The organism is Streptomyces qaidamensis, from assembly GCF_001611795.1.
Lineage (GTDB): Bacteria > Actinomycetota > Actinomycetes > Streptomycetales > Streptomycetaceae > Streptomyces > Streptomyces qaidamensis.
Genome location: NZ_CP015098.1, coordinates 1,538,305 through 1,554,561, shown reverse-complemented (window position 1 = coordinate 1,554,561; position 16,257 = coordinate 1,538,305). Strand labels below are relative to the sequence as shown.

At 72.2% G+C, this 16,257-nt stretch carries 17 protein-coding genes; 9 read left to right on the top strand and 8 right to left on the bottom strand.

The features are described 5' to 3' along the window. Positions 1 to 395: 395 nt before the first annotated feature. On the bottom strand, positions 396 to 980 hold the full coding sequence (locus tag A4E84_RS06690; RefSeq protein WP_062925665.1) for a hypothetical protein: 585 nt from the start codon (positions 978 to 980) through the stop codon (positions 396 to 398). Positions 981 to 1,529: 549 nt separating this feature from the next. Between A4E84_RS06690 and A4E84_RS06685 the strand changes: the two genes are divergently transcribed. Next, a complete protein-coding gene (locus A4E84_RS06685) occupies positions 1,530 to 3,047 on the top strand; it encodes a glutamate-cysteine ligase family protein (protein WP_062925664.1) in 1,518 nt (505 codons plus the stop codon). 129 nt (positions 3,048 to 3,176) lie between these two features. Further along, on the top strand, positions 3,177 to 3,917 hold the full coding sequence (locus A4E84_RS06680; protein WP_237304870.1) for a CPBP family intramembrane glutamic endopeptidase: 741 nt from the start codon (positions 3,177 to 3,179) through the stop codon (positions 3,915 to 3,917). Positions 3,918 to 3,971: 54 nt separating this feature from the next. Here the strand turns inward: A4E84_RS06680 and A4E84_RS06675 are convergent, their stop codons facing one another. Beyond that, positions 3,972 to 4,790: a PhzF family phenazine biosynthesis protein gene (locus tag A4E84_RS06675; RefSeq protein ID WP_062925662.1), complete on the bottom strand. Its 819-nt coding sequence runs from the start codon at positions 4,788 to 4,790 to the stop codon at positions 3,972 to 3,974. Positions 4,791 to 4,955: 165 nt separating this feature from the next. On the opposite strand from A4E84_RS06675, the gene A4E84_RS06670 reads away from it, so the two are divergent. Further along, positions 4,956 to 5,582 carry a PadR family transcriptional regulator gene (locus tag A4E84_RS06670; protein ID WP_079128885.1) on the top strand — a complete coding sequence of 209 codons (627 nt, stop codon included), beginning with the start codon at positions 4,956 to 4,958 and terminating at the stop codon, positions 5,580 to 5,582. A gap of 63 nt (positions 5,583 to 5,645) precedes the next feature. Here A4E84_RS06670 and A4E84_RS06665 read toward each other — a convergent pair whose 3' ends face one another. Beyond that, entirely contained in the window at positions 5,646 to 6,074 is a 429-nt protein-coding gene (locus tag A4E84_RS06665) for a type II toxin-antitoxin system Rv0910 family toxin (protein WP_062925660.1), read from the bottom strand. Positions 6,075 to 6,297: 223 nt separating this feature from the next. Here A4E84_RS06665 and A4E84_RS06660 point away from each other — a divergent pair, with 223 nt between their 5' ends. The 3 genes from A4E84_RS06660 (at position 6,298) to A4E84_RS06650 (ending at position 9,195) form a co-directional block, all read left to right on the top strand. Next, complete coding sequence (locus tag A4E84_RS06660) at positions 6,298 to 6,846, top strand: Clp protease N-terminal domain-containing protein (RefSeq protein ID WP_062925659.1); 549 nt, start codon at positions 6,298 to 6,300, stop codon at positions 6,844 to 6,846. Positions 6,847 to 7,001: 155 nt separating this feature from the next. Beyond that, positions 7,002 to 8,006 carry an EamA family transporter gene (locus tag A4E84_RS06655; protein WP_062925658.1) on the top strand — a complete coding sequence of 335 codons (1,005 nt, stop codon included), beginning with the start codon at positions 7,002 to 7,004 and terminating at the stop codon, positions 8,004 to 8,006. A gap of 238 nt (positions 8,007 to 8,244) precedes the next feature. Then, positions 8,245 to 9,195, top strand: a complete 951-nt coding sequence (locus A4E84_RS06650; RefSeq protein WP_062925657.1) for a DMT family transporter — start codon at positions 8,245 to 8,247, stop codon at positions 9,193 to 9,195. Positions 9,196 to 9,246: 51 nt separating this feature from the next. Here the strand turns inward: A4E84_RS06650 and A4E84_RS06645 are convergent, their stop codons facing one another. Both A4E84_RS06645 and A4E84_RS06640 read right to left on the bottom strand, forming a co-directional pair. Further along, positions 9,247 to 9,879, bottom strand: coding sequence for an FMN-binding negative transcriptional regulator (locus A4E84_RS06645; RefSeq protein WP_062925656.1), 633 nt, complete (start codon positions 9,877 to 9,879; stop codon positions 9,247 to 9,249). Then, complete coding sequence (locus tag A4E84_RS06640) at positions 9,879 to 10,565, bottom strand: pyridoxamine 5'-phosphate oxidase family protein (RefSeq protein ID WP_062925655.1); 687 nt, start codon at positions 10,563 to 10,565, stop codon at positions 9,879 to 9,881. The genes A4E84_RS06645 and A4E84_RS06640 overlap by 1 nt, the downstream gene beginning before the upstream one ends. Positions 10,566 to 10,600: 35 nt before the next feature. On the opposite strand from A4E84_RS06640, the gene A4E84_RS06635 reads away from it, so the two are divergent. Further along, positions 10,601 to 11,932, top strand: a complete 1,332-nt coding sequence (locus A4E84_RS06635; RefSeq protein WP_062925654.1) for an aminotransferase class I/II-fold pyridoxal phosphate-dependent enzyme — start codon at positions 10,601 to 10,603, stop codon at positions 11,930 to 11,932. A 498-nt stretch (positions 11,933 to 12,430) separates the two neighbouring features. Here the strand turns inward: A4E84_RS06635 and A4E84_RS06630 are convergent, their stop codons facing one another. Next, positions 12,431 to 13,384, bottom strand: a complete 954-nt coding sequence (locus tag A4E84_RS06630; RefSeq protein ID WP_062925653.1) for a DMT family transporter — start codon at positions 13,382 to 13,384, stop codon at positions 12,431 to 12,433. 75 nt (positions 13,385 to 13,459) lie between these two features. Between A4E84_RS06630 and A4E84_RS06625 the strand changes: the two genes are divergently transcribed. After that, positions 13,460 to 14,362: a LysR family transcriptional regulator gene (locus A4E84_RS06625; RefSeq protein ID WP_062925652.1), complete on the top strand. Its 903-nt coding sequence runs from the start codon at positions 13,460 to 13,462 to the stop codon at positions 14,360 to 14,362. Positions 14,363 to 14,375: 13 nt separating this feature from the next. Here the strand turns inward: A4E84_RS06625 and A4E84_RS06620 are convergent, their stop codons facing one another. Beyond that, on the bottom strand, positions 14,376 to 14,846 hold the full coding sequence (locus tag A4E84_RS06620) for a pyridoxamine 5'-phosphate oxidase family protein (protein ID WP_062925651.1): 471 nt from the start codon (positions 14,844 to 14,846) through the stop codon (positions 14,376 to 14,378). 132 nt (positions 14,847 to 14,978) lie between these two features. Between A4E84_RS06620 and A4E84_RS06615 the strand changes: the two genes are divergently transcribed. Further along, positions 14,979 to 15,629, top strand: coding sequence for a cysteine hydrolase family protein (locus A4E84_RS06615; protein WP_062925650.1), 651 nt, complete (start codon positions 14,979 to 14,981; stop codon positions 15,627 to 15,629). On the opposite strand, the gene A4E84_RS06610 is transcribed toward A4E84_RS06615, so the two are convergent. Next, entirely contained in the window at positions 15,616 to 16,104 is a 489-nt protein-coding gene (locus A4E84_RS06610; protein ID WP_062925649.1) for a Rieske (2Fe-2S) protein, read from the bottom strand. The two genes, A4E84_RS06615 and A4E84_RS06610, sit on opposite strands and share 14 nt — an antisense overlap. Positions 16,105 to 16,257: the final 153 nt, after the last annotated feature.

Sequence of the window (16,257 nt, the reverse complement as noted above, 5' to 3'; positions counted from 1 at the left end):
CGCCCCCCGTTGTGATAAGTCGTCGGAACCCAGTGTTGCCCCACGGGCGTCAATCCGCAGGGATTTCGCGGCACCGCTTCTCACAGGTTGATGACGCATCACCCGCGCGGACGGTTCACCCCAACTGCACTGTCCCTTCGGGTGGTTCGTAGTGGCCGAAAGGGGCTAGTCCGCTCGGGCCGGAGACTATTCCGGCTCGTACGAGCCATTAGATGCTCGTACGAGCGGTCGCGGGAGCGGGAAGGTGATCGTGTGAGCGGGGAAGCGGTCGTGTGAGCGGAAAGCGGTCGCGTAGGCGGAAAGTGAGCGGCCGGGCGGGCGGATGGCGGCGGGCGGGGAAACGAACGAAAGCGAACGACCCCGCCGCCGGAATTCGGCGACGGGGTTCGGGGGCTTCAGGCGGGCGAGCCGAGCAGTCTGGTGGGGGCGACCCGGTGGGTCAGCACCGGGAGGAGTTCGGCGACGCGGTGCGGGCGATGGGCCGCGATGCCGGGAGGGGCGGGCGCCAGCGGGACGAGCAGGTCGGTGGCGGCGGGGTGGCCGGCGGCACCGTCCGCGGTGCAGTCCTCGTGCAGCCAGAGCGTCAGCATGTACAGGCCGGGCACCGACAGCAGGCGGGGCTGGTACGGCTGCGGCATCGTCTCCGCCTGGCGCAGGGCGCGCTCGGTGGACGTGATGTACGGGCCCTCGAAGAAGTGGGAGAAGGTCCAGCCGTCGGCGGTCAGCATGGTCTCCGCCGCGGCCACGGCGCGGTCGCCGCAGCGGATCAGGAAGCGCCACCCGGCCAGCCGGGTCGCGGACACGCCCTCGGCCGTCACATGGTCGAGGACGTGCACGGGCAGGGGGAGCTCGGGTGTGGCGGGTCCCTGGGTGCCGAGCAGGGAAGGAGTTCGGGCTTCGCGGACCGCGGTGGGGGAGGAGAGCGCGGTGAGGACGGAACGGAGTGCGGGCGCGGGAGCCGGAGGGACATGCAGCGGCATGGTGGGTCGCCTCTCATTCAAAGGCACGGTGGCGCGAGGGCGGGGGCGGACGGCGCTGTCAGCTCACGAGGGTCAGAGAGGCAGGGGCCGGGGTCGTGAGAACGAGAGGGGGGTGGGGTCCGCGCCGCCTCGACGGCAGGACCCGTCGACCGTGGGCGCCAACCTTCTGCCTTGTTCGCGGAGTTTATACGACACGGGTTCAGACTGTGTTTCGTCTAGCCGTTTCCGGTGAGTAGAACAAGGGTACATTCGGTCGGCGATACGCGAGAATTATCCTGATTTCAGGTGGGGGTGCACTGCGGTGACCTCGGAGCATGTCCGCGAACCGGTCGGCCCATTCTCGTCGGCGTTTTTCACGAGTTCCTGGGAGCCCCGAAACCTGTCCTGTGCGTCATGCCGAGTGAATGTGCCACCGGTCACTCGTGACCAGCGTAGCGGCCGACGGGTCCGCCCGGGACGTTATCGATCGCTTTCGCTGGGCATCCTCCACCTGACCGGGACCCCGGCGGCCCTGGATCCTGGCCCGCAATACCGAGGAAGGACGCTTCGATGGGGGAGAAGGTCGCGGCAGGCCGTTTCGACCTGTCCGATCGCCAGCGCTACCGCGACAAGCTGCGTCAGTGCCTGACGGGCTTGGAGCGACTCCTGGCGGAGAAGCGGTTCGATCGCCCCAGGAACCTGATGGGGCTGGAGATCGAGCTGAATCTCGCGGGTGCCGACGGCATGCCGAAAATGTTGAACGGGCAAGTCCTCGAACGCATCGCGAGCCGCGATTTCCAAACAGAACTCGCCATGTTCAATCTGGAAGTCAACATTCCCCCACACCGTCTGGGGGGCCGGGTATTCGACCGCCTCGCGGAGGAACTCCGCACGTCACTGGCATATGCCGACCGGAAAGCCGGCGAGGTCGACGCGGGTATTGTGATGATCGGTATTCTGCCGACTCTCGACCGTGACGACCTGGTGTCGTCGAACCTCTCCGACGTCGACCGGTACACCCTCCTCAACGACCAGATCGTGGCCGCCCGCGGCGAGGAGTTCACCCTCGACATCGAGGGCGTGGAGCACCTGAGCTGCACCTCGAAGTCCATCGCGCCGGAAGCCGCCTGCACCTCCGTGCAACTGCACCTCCAGGTGACCCCGGACCGCTTCTCCGACGTGTGGAACGCGGCCCAGGCGGTCGCCGCCGCGCAGATCGCCGTCGGCGCCAACTCGCCCTTCCTCTTCGGCCGGGAGCTGTGGCGCGAGTCGCGACCCCCGCTGTTCCAGCAGTCCACCGACACCCGCCCGCCCGAGCTCCAGGCGCAGGGTGTCAGGCCGCGCACCTGGTTCGGGGAACGCTGGGTCACCTCCGCGTACGACCTCTTCGAGGAGAACCTGCGCTACTACCCGGCCCTGCTGCCGATCTGCGACGACGAGGACCCGCTGAAGGTGCTCGACCAGGGCGGCACGCCGTCGCTCGCCGAACTCGTCCTGCACAACGGCACGATCTACCGCTGGAACCGCCCGGTCTACGGCATCGCCGACGGCGTTCCGCACCTGCGCGTGGAGAACCGCGTGCTGCCGGCCGGGCCCACGGTCATCGACGTCATCGCCAACGCGGCCTTCTTCTACGGAGTCGTCCGGGCCCTCGCCGAGGAATCCCGGCCGGTCTGGGCGCGGCTTCCGTTCGAGGCGGCCGCCGCCAACTTCGACGCCGCGTGCAAGGACGGCATCGACGCCCGCTTCACCTGGCCCCGGCGCGGCCGCTACAGCGGCACCACCCAGGTCGACGCCGTGAGCCTGATCCGCGACGAACTGCTGCCGCTCGCCGAGGCCGGGCTGGACGCCTGGGGAGTCGAGCCGGCCGACCGCGATCTGTACCTGGGCGTGATCGAGGAGCGGTGCCGGCGCAGGGTGAACGGGGCGAGCTGGCAGGCCGCCACGTTCCACAAGGCGCTGGACGCGGGCCTCTCCCGGGACGACGCGCTGGCCGCCACGACCCGGCGGTACCGCGAGCTGATGCACAAGGGCGACCCGGTCCACACCTGGCCGGTGGGAGTGCCGGAGCCGGTGTCGCCGGACTGACCGCCGCCGTCGGGGTGACGTCCCGCTGCCGCCATACTGATCCGACACGTCGGTGAAGTGGAGGCAGGTGTGCAGGCGGAGGCGAGTCAGGGGGGCGGTTCCATTCCCCAGCAGGGGCTCTCACGGCGGATGCTCCGCAACGAGACGCTGCTGGTCCTCGCGCTGTCGCTGGGCGCGAGCGGAGTGTCCGCGCTGATCAGCTTCCTCGGGTCGGTCACCAAGCCCGGCGGCCTCAAGGACCAGGCGGCCACGATGAACGCCTCGGCCGCGCCCGGCCGGCCCTGGCTCGACCTCGCCTGGCAGCTCTTCGGCATCACCACGGCGCTCGTCCCCGTCGCGCTCGTCGCGCACTTCCTGCTGCGCGAGGGCGCGAGCCTGCGCACCATCGGCTTCGACCGCACCCGGCCGTGGTTCGACCTCGGTCGCGGGGCGGCGATCGCGGCGGTCATCGGCAGCACCGGCATCGCCTTCTACCTCGCGGCCCGCGGGCTCGGCTTCAACCTCACCGTGGTGCCCGAGGCGCTGCCGGCGGTGTGGTGGAAGTACCCCGTGCTGATCCTCGCGGCGATCCAGAACGCGGTGCTGGAGGAGGTGATCGTCGTCGGCTACCTGCTGCGGCGCCTGGACCGGCTGGGCTGGACCCCGGCGGCCGCGCTGGCGGGCAGCGCCGTCCTGCGCGGCTCGTACCACCTGTACCAGGGCATCGGCGGCTTCATCGGGAACATGGTCATGGGCGTCGTCTTCGTCCACCTCTACCGACGCTGGGGGCGGGTCGGCCCGCTCGTGGTGGCCCACTCGCTGCTCGACATCGGGGCGTTCGTCGGGTACGCGCTGCTGGCGGGCAAGGTGGGCTGGCTGCCCACGGCGTGACGCGCTGCGAAAGGAGGGGCGTGCGACGGTGTCGTACGCCCCTCCTTTCGTCTCTCAGGCCAGCAGGTCGCCCTCGATGACGGTGACCGCCCTGCCGGTCAGCAGGGTGCGGTCGCCGCGCAGCTCCGTTCGGACGCGGCCGGAGCGGGCGGAGGCCTGGAGCCCGGTGAGGCCGGCACGGCACAGGCGCTCGGACCAGAACGGGGCGAGGGCGGTGTGGGCGCTGCCGGTCACCGGGTCCTCGTCGATGCCGACGTTCGGGAAGAAGCAGCGCGAGACGAAGTCGTAGCCACGGGCGGGGTCCTCGGCGCGGGCGGTGGCGATGACGCCGCGCCCGGAGTGGGCGGCGAGGGCCTTCGGATCGGGGGTGAGGCCGTGCACCGTCTTCTCGTCGGCGACCTCGACGAGCAGGTCGCCCATGTTCGGGCCGGTGTCGAGGACCGTGAGCGGGTCGGTGCCCAGCGCCTCGGCCAGGCCGCCGGGCGGGTCGACGCGGGTGAGCGGGGCCGTCGGGAAGTCCAGTGTCACGGAGCCGTCCCCGGCGGGCGTGGCGACGAGGACGCCGCTGCGGGTGGCGAACCGTACCGGGCCCTCGTGGGCGCCGGTCGTGTGCAGCACGTGGGCGGTGGCGAGGGTCGCGTGGCCGCACATCGCGACCTCGGTGGCCGGCGTGAACCAGCGCAGCGCCCAGTCGGCCTCGGCATCCTCGGGGAGCGGATGGGCGAAGGCCGTCTCGGCGTGGTTCACCTCCAGGGCGACGTTCTGCAGCCAGGTGTCGTCCGGGAAGGCGTGCGCGCCGGGCAGGAGCAGGACCCCGGCCGGGTTGCCGGAGAAGGGGCGATCGGTGAAGGCGTCGACTATTCGGATCCGCATGCCCGGACGCTATGGCTCGCACGAAGCCGCAGACCAAGGCCAATACGCGAGCACTGGACCGGTTCTGCCGGCCGGTCGGGCGGTTGGCGGCCTTGTCGACCCAGCGTTAGCGATATATCGTTGAAGCATCGCGACAGATCAACGATGGAATGGAGAGTGGTTGCGATGCGTACCCATGGTTTCGAGCGTGGACATGGAAACGGCGGCCCGCATCACGGTCGGGGCGGCTTCGAAGGGCTGCGTGCGGCCTTCGGTCCGTTCGGGCCGGGTGGCCCCGGCTGGGGCGGGCCCGGTGGACCGGGCTTCGGTCCCGGTCCCTGGGGCGGACGAGGACGCGGGGGGCCGAGGGGAAGGGCGCGGCGCGGTGACGTGCGCGCCTCGATCCTGGCCCTGCTGAAGGACCGGCCGATGCACGGCTACGAGATGATCCAGGAGATCGCCGAGCGCAGCGGCGGGGCGTGGAAGCCCAGCCCCGGCTCGGTGTACCCGACCCTTCAGCTGCTGGAGGACGAGGGGCTGATCGCCAGCGCGTCCGAGGGCGGCAAGAAGCTGTTCTCGCTCACCGAAGCGGGCCGCGAGGCCGCCGAGGAGGGGCCCGAGGCGCCCTGGGAGGAGGCCTCGCGCGGGGTCGACTGGGAGGCCCTGGGTGAGATCCGCCAGGCCGGCTTCGGTCTGATGGAGGCCTTCGGCCAGGTCTGGAAGACGGGCAGCAAGGAGCAGCGGGAGAAGGCGCTGGGCGTCATCAACGAAGCCCGTAAGAAGCTGTATCTCATCCTCGCCGACGAGGACTGAACCTCGCAGCGGGACAAGCGCCCCCGGGTTTTCCGGGGGTGCTTCTGTATGTCGGGGGCCGGGTCAGGTCACCAGGCCGTCCAGCTTGCGCAGCGACTCGCGCAGGGCCGCCGTGGCCGAGTCCTTCAGCTTGCCCGCCATCAGGGAGACCGTCGCGCCCGTGAACTCGCCGTCGATGCGGACCCTCGTGGCGTCGCCGTCGGGTGTGAGGGTGTAGCGCGTCGCCACGGTCACGGCCATCGGGCCCTTGCCGCGGATGGCGAGTACACGCGCCGGTTCCAGTGCCTCGACCGTCCACGCCACCTCGGCCGGGAAGTTCATCAGCCGCATGTTCTCCTGGAACGTCGCACCCACTTCCAGGGGCTCCGGGCCGCCCGCCGGGAAACTCGTGTGGGTCGCGTTCCACTCGCCGTGGGTGGACCAGTCCGTGAGCCTCGCCCACACCTTGTCGGCCGGCGCCCCGATGCGTGCCTCCGCGCTGACTTCGGCCATGCGACCACCTCTTCGTGTCGGGGCTGGGTGTCGCGGAACGTAGCCGTGACGGTCGCAATGTTCAATACTGACGAACTGTCAGGCGTGTGGGGCCGCCGCCTGGATCTGCCTGATCTCCTCCGTAAGGAGGAGATTCCGCTCGCTGGGGTCCACTTCCCGTGGGACGCGAAAATGCTTCCCGCCGGGGATGACCCGGGTCGGCGGGACTGATGGGGTAGAGGATGTGCAACCCCTTATCCCCCGGCAGTCGGCCCATGAGTACGGCATTCAGCGCGTGGACAACGATGCCAGGCTCAGTGACGAGCTGGCGTCGGTGGTCGGCGGTGCCCGGCGCCGGGCCGTCCGGGACGGGGACCGGCAGATCGACACCGCCCATCTGCTCCACTCGCTCCTGGAGTCCGACCCCGAGGCGCGTTCCGTCTGCGGTGAGGGGCCGCAGATCGCGCGGCTGCTCGGCTACCTCGTCCAGCGCAGCATCGGCTACGGCCTGCGCTGGCAGAGCGGCGTCGAGGACTCCGGCGCCGTCCCCGTGGTGACGGAGACGGCGGGCTTCTCCCCGCTCGCCGCCGGGTGCATGGAGTTCGCCTGCGAACGCGCCGCCGGGCGCGGCGGACCGGCCCGTGGCACCGACCTGCTCGCGGCGATCGTCGCCGATCCGCAGGCGCGCGCGGTCGAGGTGCTCGAACGGGCCGGCATCGACCCGCGCGAGGTGTTCGCCCGGCTCGCCGACCGGCCCGGACTCACCGAGGAGTGCGGCGAAGCCACGTTCTGAGCGGCGGCCACGCTCTGCGCAGGGTCACTCTCTGAGCGGCAACCACTCCTAAGCGGCAGCCATTCTGAGTGACAGCTCCGAGGGGCAGTCCGCCGCGTCCAGGCAGTGAGACAGGTGCCATAGGGGATGACGCTCCTGTCGCGGCCTGCCATCATGTGCCGGTGCGTACCACTGACAGCAGCGTGAGCGGACGCGGCAGAGGTGTGGGGCTCGGCCTCGCGCTCCTGTCCGCGGTGGCCTTCGGCGGATCCGGTGTCGCGGCCAAGCCGCTGATCGAGGCGGGCCTGGACCCGCTGCACGTGGTGTGGCTGCGCGTGGCCGGGGCTGCCCTGGTCATGCTGCCGCTCGCCGTGCGTCACCGCTCGCTGCTGCGGCGGCGTCCCGGGCTGCTCGCCGGGTTCGGGCTGCTCGCCGTCGCCGGCGTTCAGGCCTGCTACTTCGCGGCGCTCTCCCGCATCCCCGTCGGGGTGGCGCTGCTCATCGAGTACCTGGCCCCCGCGCTCGTGCTCGGCTGGGTGCGGTTCGTGCAGAAGCGGCCCGTGACGCGCGCCGCGGCCGTCGGTGTCGTGCTGGCGGTCGGCGGACTAGCCTGTGTCGTCGAAGTGTGGTCGGGCCTCGGCTTCGACGCCCTGGGGCTGCTGCTCGCGCTCGGCGCCGCCTGTTGCCAGGTCGGCTACTTCGTCCTCTCCGACCAGGGCAGCGACGCCGGGGAGGAGGCGCCCGACCCGCTGGGTGTCATCGCCTACGGCCTGCTCGTCGGCGCGGCCGCGCTGACCGTCGTCGCCCGGCCCTGGACCATGGACTGGTCGGTGCTCCAGGGCACCGCGAGCATGGACGGCAGGCCCGTCGCCGCCGTCGTCCTGCTGGCGTGGATCGTCCTCGTCGCCACCGTCGTCGCCTACGTCACCGGTGTGGTCTCCGTGCGCCGGCTCTCCCCGCAGGTCGCGGGTGTGGTGGCCTGCCTCGAAGCGGTCATCGCCACCGTCCTGGCCTGGGTCCTGCTCGGCGAGCACCTCTCGGCACCGCAGATCGCCGGTGGGGCGATCGTGCTGGCGGGCGCGTTCATCGCGCAGTCCTCGACGCCCTCGAAGGGTTCCGGGAAGCCGGTGGCGAGCGGTGGCCCGGAAAGGGAATTGTCCCGGCGCGGAACCAGCGCATAGGGTGCCGATCATGCCTTCGAACGCACTCGTTCTTCCGCCTCCGGCCGCCTGAGGCGGGCCCTCCGGACACCGCGCCCGGCGACTCGCCCCGGCGACTCGCCGCCGCGCAGAACGGTGCTGCCCGCAGACGAAGTCCGTGGACCCCTGATCCCGACCGGTCCGGGGTTCTTCCCGAACTTCCGCGCACCTGCCGCCGCTTGTCGCGTGCGGCGTGCGTGCGCTTCTGCGGAGAGAACGCGTGTCGAACACTGCCTCCGGCCTGCCCATCGGGCGAGGCCTCCTCTATCTGATCGTCGCCGGTGTCGCCTGGGGCACCGCGGGTGCGGCCGCCTCCCTGGTCTACCGGGCCAGCGACATGGGGCCCGTCGCTCTTTCCTTCTGGCGCTGCGCCACCGGTCTCGTGCTGCTGCTCGCGGTCCGCCTGCTGCGGCCGCGCGCCGGAACTCCCGTGCGTGAACCGCTCGGCCGCCGGGCGCTGCGGGCCGGGGTCACCGGGTTCTGGCTCGCCGTCTTCCAGACCGCGTACTTCGCGGCCGTTTCCGCCACCGGCCTCGCCGTGGCCACCGTCGTGACCTTGGGCGCGGGTCCCGTCCTCATCGCGCTCGGCGCCCGGCTGATCCTGGCCGAGCGGCTGGGCCGTGGCGGTGCCGTCGCCGTCACGGGTGCCCTCGCCGGGCTCGCGGTCCTCGTCGTGGGCGGAGGGGGCGCGACCGTACGCCCCGTGGGTGTGCTGCTCGCGCTGCTGTCCGCGGCCGGGTACAGCGCGATGACCCTGCTCACCCGCCGGTGGGGCCGCGACGGCGAGGCCGACGCCGCGCGGACGACCGCCGGGGCCTTCGCCGTCACCAGCCTGTGCCTGCTGCCGTTCGCCCTGGCGGAGGGACTGCTGCCGCACACCGAGGAGCCCGGCCGGCTCCTGCTCCTGCTGATCTACGTCGCCGCCGTCCCCACCGCGCTCGCCTACGGCCTCTACTTCGCGGGCGCGGCCGTCGTGCGGTCCGCCACCGTCTCGGTGATCATGCTGCTCGAACCGGTGAGCGCGGCGGTGCTCGCCGTCGTCCTGCTCGGCGAGCAGCTCACGGCGGCGACGCTGGCCGGGACCCTGCTGATGCTCGGCGCGGTGGCGGGCCTCGCGGCGGAGGAGGCACGAGGCGCCCGGACGCGCGAGGAGCCGGTGACGGTCGTGTGACGCGGTGACAGTCGTGTGAGGCGGTTCGGCCGTGTGGCGCGGGGTCGCGCCCTAGGTCTCCTGCCTGTGCAGGAGGTGGTCGCGAGCCCTCGCATCACCCGGACCGCCGCGGGCCGCGAGGCCCGCGGCGATCCGGTCCCGGACTACGGCCGGCTTGTGGCTCGCGTACTTGAACTTCGCCCTTGCGTCCGTCACTTCGAGGCGCAGGCCGCGAATGCCGGCGAGCATTCCGCCGTACGGGGCCTCACCCGCCGCTGCCCGTGCGGAGCCGCCCCGCGGCTGGAAGTGGTCGACCTGGCGGTTGAGCAGCGCGGCCTTCTCCGCCGGGTCGTCCACGACATGGGCGCGGCAGCGGAGCTGTACGGCCGTGTAGAAGCTCGTCGGGGTGCCGTGCTCGGGCGGGACGCCCGGGGCGGCCTGCCAGGGCCCGGGTACGAACACGTAGTCGTCGACCACGCTCAGCAGGACGTCCGGGCAGGCCTCCAGCGCGGGCCAGAGCGGGTTCGGGCGGGCGAGATGGGTGACGATCTCGCCGCGCCCGGCGTCGTAGGCGAAGTGCAGGGGCTGGACGTGGGGCGCTTCGCCCGGCAAGCCGTTGACGGCGAGTTGGCCGAAGTCGTGACCGGCCAGCCACTGTTGCCACTCGGCGTCGGCGCGGGGCGCGTCCCAGGGGTGGATCAGCATCACAGGGCCCCGAGGTAGCCGGGCAGTTCGGTGCCGGGGGCCAGGCCGGCGTCGGCGAGCGGGGTGCCGTAGGTGCGCCGCACCGGGACGACACCGGCCCAATGGGGGAGGGTGAGGTCCTCCGGTTCGTCGTTCACGCCGCCGGTGCGCAGCTTCGCGGAGACCTCGTCCAGGTCCAGGCGGAGCACGGCGGTCGCGGCGAGTTCCTTCTTGTTGGCGGGGCGCGAGTCGGCGGAGCGGCCGGGCATGACGTGGTCGACCAGCGCATCCAGGGCCTGCCGCTTCTCGTCGGGGTCCGTCACGTCGTGGGCGACGCCGTGCACCACGACGGAGCGGTAGTTGATCGAGTGGTGGAAGGCCGAGCGGGCGAGGACCAGACCGTCGACGTGCGTGACCGTCAGGCAGACCTCAAGGCCCGGGTCGGCCTGACCGGCCGCCCGCAGCGGGCGCGAGCCGGTGGAGCCGTGCACGTACAGCCGCTCGCCGACCCGGGCGTACAGCGTGGGCAGCACGACCGGCGCGCCGTCGCGGACGAAACCGAGGTGGCACACGTAGGCCTCGTCGAGTATCGAGTGCACCAAGTCCTTGTCGTACGACGCCCGGTCCGGGGAGCGGGTGGGGACGGTGCGATCGGTCGGGGTGTAGCCGGTCTCGGGCTGCGACGGCGTCTGCGCGGTCCCCTGCATGGCGCTCTCCATTGCACTAGTGCATAATCGGTTTTGTGCTAGGAGAGTATCGGATCAGTGGGCGTCGCGCAGCGGACATTTCCGCGAGCATCGAGCGCGCGGTGGGGGACGGCGGGCTGCGGCCAGGTCAACTGCTGCCTCCCATGCGGCAGTTGGCGGAACGGCTGGGGGTGAATCCCAACACGGTCGCGGCCGCGTACCGGACCCTGCGCGAGCGGGGGGTCATCGAGACCGCGGGCAGGCGGGGCAGCCGGGTGCGGCCCGCGCCGGCGACGACCGGGCGCGAGCACTTCAGGGTGGACGTCCCCGAGGGCGTGCGGGACGTCGCGCAGGGCAATCCGGACCCGGCGCTGCTGCCGCCGCTCGCGGGCGCGTTCGCGGCGGCGGCCGCCGAGGGCGATCGGGCACCCGTGCTCTACGGGGAGACCGCCGTGGAACCGGAGCTGGCCCGGATCGCGAGGGCCGGTTTCGACGCCGACGGGGTTCCGCAGGGGCCGGTCGCCGTGGTCTCCGGGGCGCTGGACGGCGTCGAACGGGTGCTGGCGGCCCACCTCAAGCCCGGCGACACCGTCGCCGTCGAGGACCCCGGCTGGGGCCGCACCCTCGATCTCGTGCCGGCACTCGGACTGCGGACCGTCCCGGTGGGTGTCGACGACGAGGGGCCCCGCGCGGAGGACGTGCGCCGGGCGCTGGAGGCCGGCGCGCGCGCCCTGATCGTGACGGACCGGGCGCAGAACCCGACCGGCGCGGCGGTGAGCGCGCCGCGCGCGCGTGCCCTGCGAGCCGTGCTCCGGGAGCACCCCGAGGTCCTGCTGATCGAGGACGATCACGGGCACGGCATCGTCGACGTGCCCCTGCACCCGTTGGCCGGAGTCACCCGGCACTGGGCGTTCGTCCGCTCGGCGGCCAAGGCCTACGGCCCCGATCTGCGGCTCGCCCTGCTCACCGGGGACGCCCTCACCGTGGACCGGGTCCGTGGACGGCACCGGCTCGGACCGGGCTGGGTCAGCCAGCTGATGCAGCGGGCCCTGGTACGGCTGTGGGCCGACGGTGCGGTGGACGCGGCCGAGGTGGCGGCGTCGTACGGGAGCCGGCGGGACGCGCTGATCGACGCGCTCGAACGGCGCGGTGTCGTGGCGCACGGGCGCAGCGGCATGAACGTGTGGGTGCCGGTGCCGGACGAGACCGGCGCCGTCGCCCGGCTGCTGCACGCCGGCTGGGCCGTGGCCCCCGGAGCCCGCTTCCGGCTGGCCGCGCCGCCAGGCATCCGGGTCACCGTCTCGACGCTCACCGGGGGCGAGATCGAGACGCTGGCCGACGTGATCACCTCGGCGGTCGGGCCCGCTCCGGCGCGGAGCTACGACTGATCAGATGACGGGCCTCTGCGCGGAGCTACGACTGGCGTGCGGCTTCCTGCCCCCGGGCCGGCGCGCAGCCACGGCCGTGGCGCCGGGCCTTTGCGGAGGTGGAGACCCGGACCCCGGCCGGGTCTTTGGGTCCGCGCGCCGTGAGGGCTGAAACCGCAGCTGGGGCTTCTGGCCTCCGTGGAGCTGGGAGCGAGATGCCGGCCGGGGCTTCCGGCCCGCGAGGGATGGCGACGGAGCCGCGGCGTCGCCCCTCGGCCCGTGCGGGGTTCACGGCCGGGACGCCGCCCGAGCGTCGGCCCTGCGGAGCCGAACCTCCGTGGAACTTCGGCGCGGGGACTCCGGCGGGGGCCTTGGGCCGCGAGGGCGACGACTGAGACGCGGCGCGGACCCCTGCCCCGTGCGCGGTCACGGCCGGGACGCCGTCCCCAGCCGATCTGAACCGGGGCAGCAGCCCAGGCGTTGGGCACCGCGGAGCTACGGCCGAAATGTCCGGCGGAGCTACGGCTGAAATGTCCGGCGGGGCTTCGGGCGGATCTGGGTGAGTGCCGCTCCCGTCAGGACGATCAACGCACCTACCGGGGTCGACCACGTGAGCGCCTCGCCGAGCAGAGCCACGCCCGCGGCCGTGGCGATGACCGGGATGAAGTACGTGACCATCTGGGCGGTCGTCGGGCCGACCTCGGCGACCAGGCCGTACTGGAGGAGCACCGCCAGGCCCGTGCCCAGTGCGCCCAGGGCGGCGATCGCCAGCAGCGGTCCGACGGACATGCGGGTGGGCAGGGTCGTGAACAGCGGGGTGACGACCGCCAGCTGGACCGTCGCGAGCAGCAGCTGGGCACCGGTCATCGACAGGTGGGAGTCGCCGGTCCCGGCCAGGGTGCGGCGGACGTAGATCCAGCCGATCGGGTAGCTGAGGGAGCCGAGCAGGGCCAGTGCCGTCCCGGTGGCGTCCAGGCCGTGGAAGCCCTGCCAGGCACCCAGCACCGTGAGCACCCCGAGGAAGCCGAGGCCGAGCCCGGCGACCCGCACCCGGGTCGGGCGGTCCTCCGACAGGGCGATCAGCGACAGCGCCATGCCCCACAGCGGTGAGGTCGCGTTGCAGATGCCCGCCAGCGTGGACGGGATGGTCAGTTCGGCGTACGCGAACAGCGAGAACGGCAGGGCGTTGAGGAGGAACGCGGCGACCGTCAGATGCCCCCAGACCCGGACCCCGCGCGGCAGCCGCTCACGGCGCACCGCCATGGCGGCGGCCAGTACTGCCGTGCCGAACAGCAGCCGGCCGAGCGTCACCTGGAACGGCGCGTACGCCCCGGTGCCCACCTTGATGAGGAGGAAGCTGAAGCCCCAGATCAGGGACAGGGCGGCGAACCGGAGGCGCCAGTCGAGGCGGCGGCGGGCCGGTGCGGACGGGGCGGCGGCGACCAGGCCGGGCGGTGTGGTGACGGTGCTCATGGCAGCCACGATGTGGCACCAGAACCTCGTAGCACAATCGAGATTTCGCACTCGGTACTGCGTAGCATTGCTTACATGTTGAATCTGGAGCGCCTGCGCACCCTCGATGCCCTCGCCCGGCACGGCTCGGTCAGCGGCGCGGCCGAGGGGCTGCACATCACCACGTCCGCCGTCTCGCAGCAGCTCTCCAAGCTGGAACGGGAGGTCGGGCAGCAGCTCCTCGCCAAGAACGGGCGGGGCGTGCGGCTCACCGACGCGGGCCGGCTGCTCGCCGAGCACGCCGCACGCATCCTGTCCCAGGTCGAACTCGCCCAGTCGGACCTGGAGGCGCAGCGCGGGCAGGTCGTGGGGGAGCTCAGACTGTCGGCGTTCCCGACGGCCGCACGCGGCCTGTTCCCCCACGCGCTGGCCGCGCTGCGCGATCAGCACCCCGCGCTCCGGCTGCGCTCCTGCGAGCTCGAACCGGAGCTCGGCATCGCCGGAGTCGTGCGCGGCGACCTCGACCTCGCCGTGGTGCTCGACTGGTACAACAAGCCGATGGCCCTGCCCGACGGGCTGGTCAAAGCGTCGATCCTGGACGACCCGGCCGAGGTCGCCATGCCGGTGGCCCACCGGCTCGCGGCGCGCGAGGAGGTGGATCTCGCCGAGTTCGCCGACGACGAGTGGATCACCTGGGGCGAGGGCGAGTTCTGCCACGAGTGGCTGATGTTCACCCTGCGCTCCAAGGGCGTCGAGCCGATCGTCGGCCACCGCGCCGCCGAGAACCACACTCAGCTGGCGCTGGTCGCCGCAGGGCTCGGGGTGTGCATCGCCCCGGTGCTCGGCCGCCGTCCCGTGCCCGCCGGGGTCGTGACCGTGCCCCTCAGGCAGCGGGTCCGGCGGCACGTGTACGTCGTCTGGCGCGCGGACGCGGACCGCCGCCCGTCGATCCGGGCGGCGGTGCAGGCCCTGCGGGAGGCGGGGGAGAGCGTCGGCTGAAGCGCCCGGGAAGCTACTGCCCGGCCAGTTTGCGGAAGTCCCAGGAGACGATCTTCTCCGGCGTCAGCCGGATCCAGGCGTGCCGGCCGTCGTGCGGCATCTCCTCCAGGCCGAAGTTCTTCCGCGCGAACAGCGTCTCCGGGACGTCGAGTTCGGCGCGCAGCTCGCCCGTGCGCGGTATCTCCCCCACGAACTCGGCCGTGCCGGACAGCTCGGCGCCGCGCAGCTCGTCGTACTCCTCGCCGGTGTCGACCACGATCGCCACCCGCGGGTCGCGCCGCAGGTCGGTCCACCGCTTGCTGCGCACGACCGAGTAGAGCCACATCGACGCGCCGTCCCAGGCGAACCACAGCGTGCTCACGTGCGGTGCGCCGCCGGCCGACACCGTGGCGACCCGGCAGGTGCGCTGGGTGGTCAGGAAGTCGTCCAGCTCGCCCGGCGTCATCATGATCTTCCGGCCTCTGCGCTGCTGCGTGACGGTCATGCTCCCCCTCTTTCTCCCACGTCGTGCCAGAGGAGATCCTCTGACATCACGTCAGAAAAGGATGGGTGCTCTTCCGTCCGTGCGCAATGGTGGTTACGCTCGCCCGCCCAGCCGCCGGTGACAGGGGGAACCGTGCCCTCGTACGAAGCCCTCAGCCAACTCCTCGAACCGGGCACCACGGTGCTGCTCACCGTCGAGTGCCAGGAGGGCGTCGTCGGGGCGGACAGCGCCCTGCCCGAACTCGCCGAGGAGGCCCGCACCGGTGGTGCCCTCGCCAACGTCGCCCGTCTGGTGACAGCCGCCCATGAAAGGGGCGTTCAGGTCGTGCACGCCGTCGCCGAGCGCCGCCCCGACGGCCGCGGGGCCAGCCGCAACGCCCGTCTCTTCCGTGCCGCCGTACGCCTGCCCGTCCAGCAGTTGGCCGGCACCCCGGCGGTGCGGGTGGCGGCCCCGATCGAGGTCGCCGACGAGGACCTCGTCGTACGGCGGCTGCACGGGCTGTCACCCCTCACGGGCACCGACGTCGACCCGCTGCTGCGCAACCTCGGCTGCCGCACGCTGATCGTCACCGGGGTCTCGGCCAACGTGGCGGTGCCCAACGCCGTGTTCGACGCCGTGAACCGCGGCTACACCGTCGTCGTCCCGGCGGACGCCATCGCGGGGGTGCCTTCCGACTACACCCCCGCGATGATCCGCCACACCCTCGCGTTGGTCGCCACGGTCGCGACCACGGACGAGGTGCTGGCGGGCCTGGAGCGTCCGGGCGGAATCAGGCGAGCGTGATGGAGTCGCCGTTCACCGTCACCTTCTTCGCCTCCAGCGGCTTGACCGCGGGGCCCTTCTTCACACTGCCGTCGAGGACGGAGAACTGACTGCCGTGGCAGGTGCAGGAGATGACGTCGTCCTTGAGGTCCACCATCGGACAGTTCTGGTGGGTGCAGATCGTCGAGAAGGCCTTGTAGTCGCCCGCGGCCGGCTGCGAGACCACCACCTTCTCGTCCTCGAAGATCTTGCCGCTGCCCTCGGGGATGTCGGTGGTCTTCGCGAGCGCCGCACCACCGGCTCCCGCACCGGCGGACGAGCCGCCCCCTTCGTTCGTCGCGCCGCCGCCGGTGGCGCCCTGTTCGGTGGACGGGTCGGACGCCTTGTCGTCCGACCCGCACGCCGTCAGCGCCACGGTGAGCCCCGCCGCGCCAACCGCCGCCACGACGGTGCGGCGGCTCGGTCCCGACATCGGCTGAACTGATTCGCTGGTCATGCTGACGTTCCTTCCGGGGGTTTCGTGATCTGCGGAGAGGTACGGCCCTTGCGGACCGGCTGTTCAGACCCTGCCGAAATCCTGGCCCGTTCGCGGAAGGACACGGGTAAAGCGGAGCTGTCGGTTGGCTGTCGGGTTCCGGCCCGGTGCCGC

What these genes read in the sequence shown, in the direction of transcription:
- A4E84_RS06670 (WP_079128885.1), top strand. Translation starts at nt 4,956, where the DNA reads ATGCGTACCCATGGTTTCGAGCGTGGACATGGAAACGGCGGCCCGCAT.
- A4E84_RS06645 (WP_062925656.1), bottom strand. Translation starts at nt 9,879, where the DNA reads ATGCTGATCCACCCCTGGGACGCGCCCCGCGCCGACGCCGAGTGGCAA.
- A4E84_RS06665 (WP_062925660.1), bottom strand. Translation starts at nt 6,074, where the DNA reads ATGGCCGAAGTCAGCGCGGAGGCACGCATCGGGGCGCCGGCCGACAAG.
- A4E84_RS06675 (WP_062925662.1), bottom strand. Translation starts at nt 4,790, where the DNA reads ATGCGGATCCGAATAGTCGACGCCTTCACCGATCGCCCCTTCTCCGGC.
- A4E84_RS06625 (WP_062925652.1), top strand. Translation starts at nt 13,460, where the DNA reads ATGTTGAATCTGGAGCGCCTGCGCACCCTCGATGCCCTCGCCCGGCAC.
- A4E84_RS06690 (WP_062925665.1), bottom strand. Translation starts at nt 980, where the DNA reads ATGCCGCTGCATGTCCCTCCGGCTCCCGCGCCCGCACTCCGTTCCGTC.
- A4E84_RS06685 (WP_062925664.1), top strand. Translation starts at nt 1,530, where the DNA reads ATGGGGGAGAAGGTCGCGGCAGGCCGTTTCGACCTGTCCGATCGCCAG.
- A4E84_RS06620 (WP_062925651.1), bottom strand. Translation starts at nt 14,846, where the DNA reads ATGACCGTCACGCAGCAGCGCAGAGGCCGGAAGATCATGATGACGCCG.
- A4E84_RS06630 (WP_062925653.1), bottom strand. Translation starts at nt 13,384, where the DNA reads ATGAGCACCGTCACCACACCGCCCGGCCTGGTCGCCGCCGCCCCGTCC.
- A4E84_RS06610 (WP_062925649.1), bottom strand. Translation starts at nt 16,104, where the DNA reads ATGACCAGCGAATCAGTTCAGCCGATGTCGGGACCGAGCCGCCGCACC.
- A4E84_RS06680 (WP_237304870.1), top strand. Translation starts at nt 3,177, where the DNA reads ATGCTCCGCAACGAGACGCTGCTGGTCCTCGCGCTGTCGCTGGGCGCG.
- A4E84_RS06640 (WP_062925655.1), bottom strand. Translation starts at nt 10,565, where the DNA reads ATGCAGGGGACCGCGCAGACGCCGTCGCAGCCCGAGACCGGCTACACC.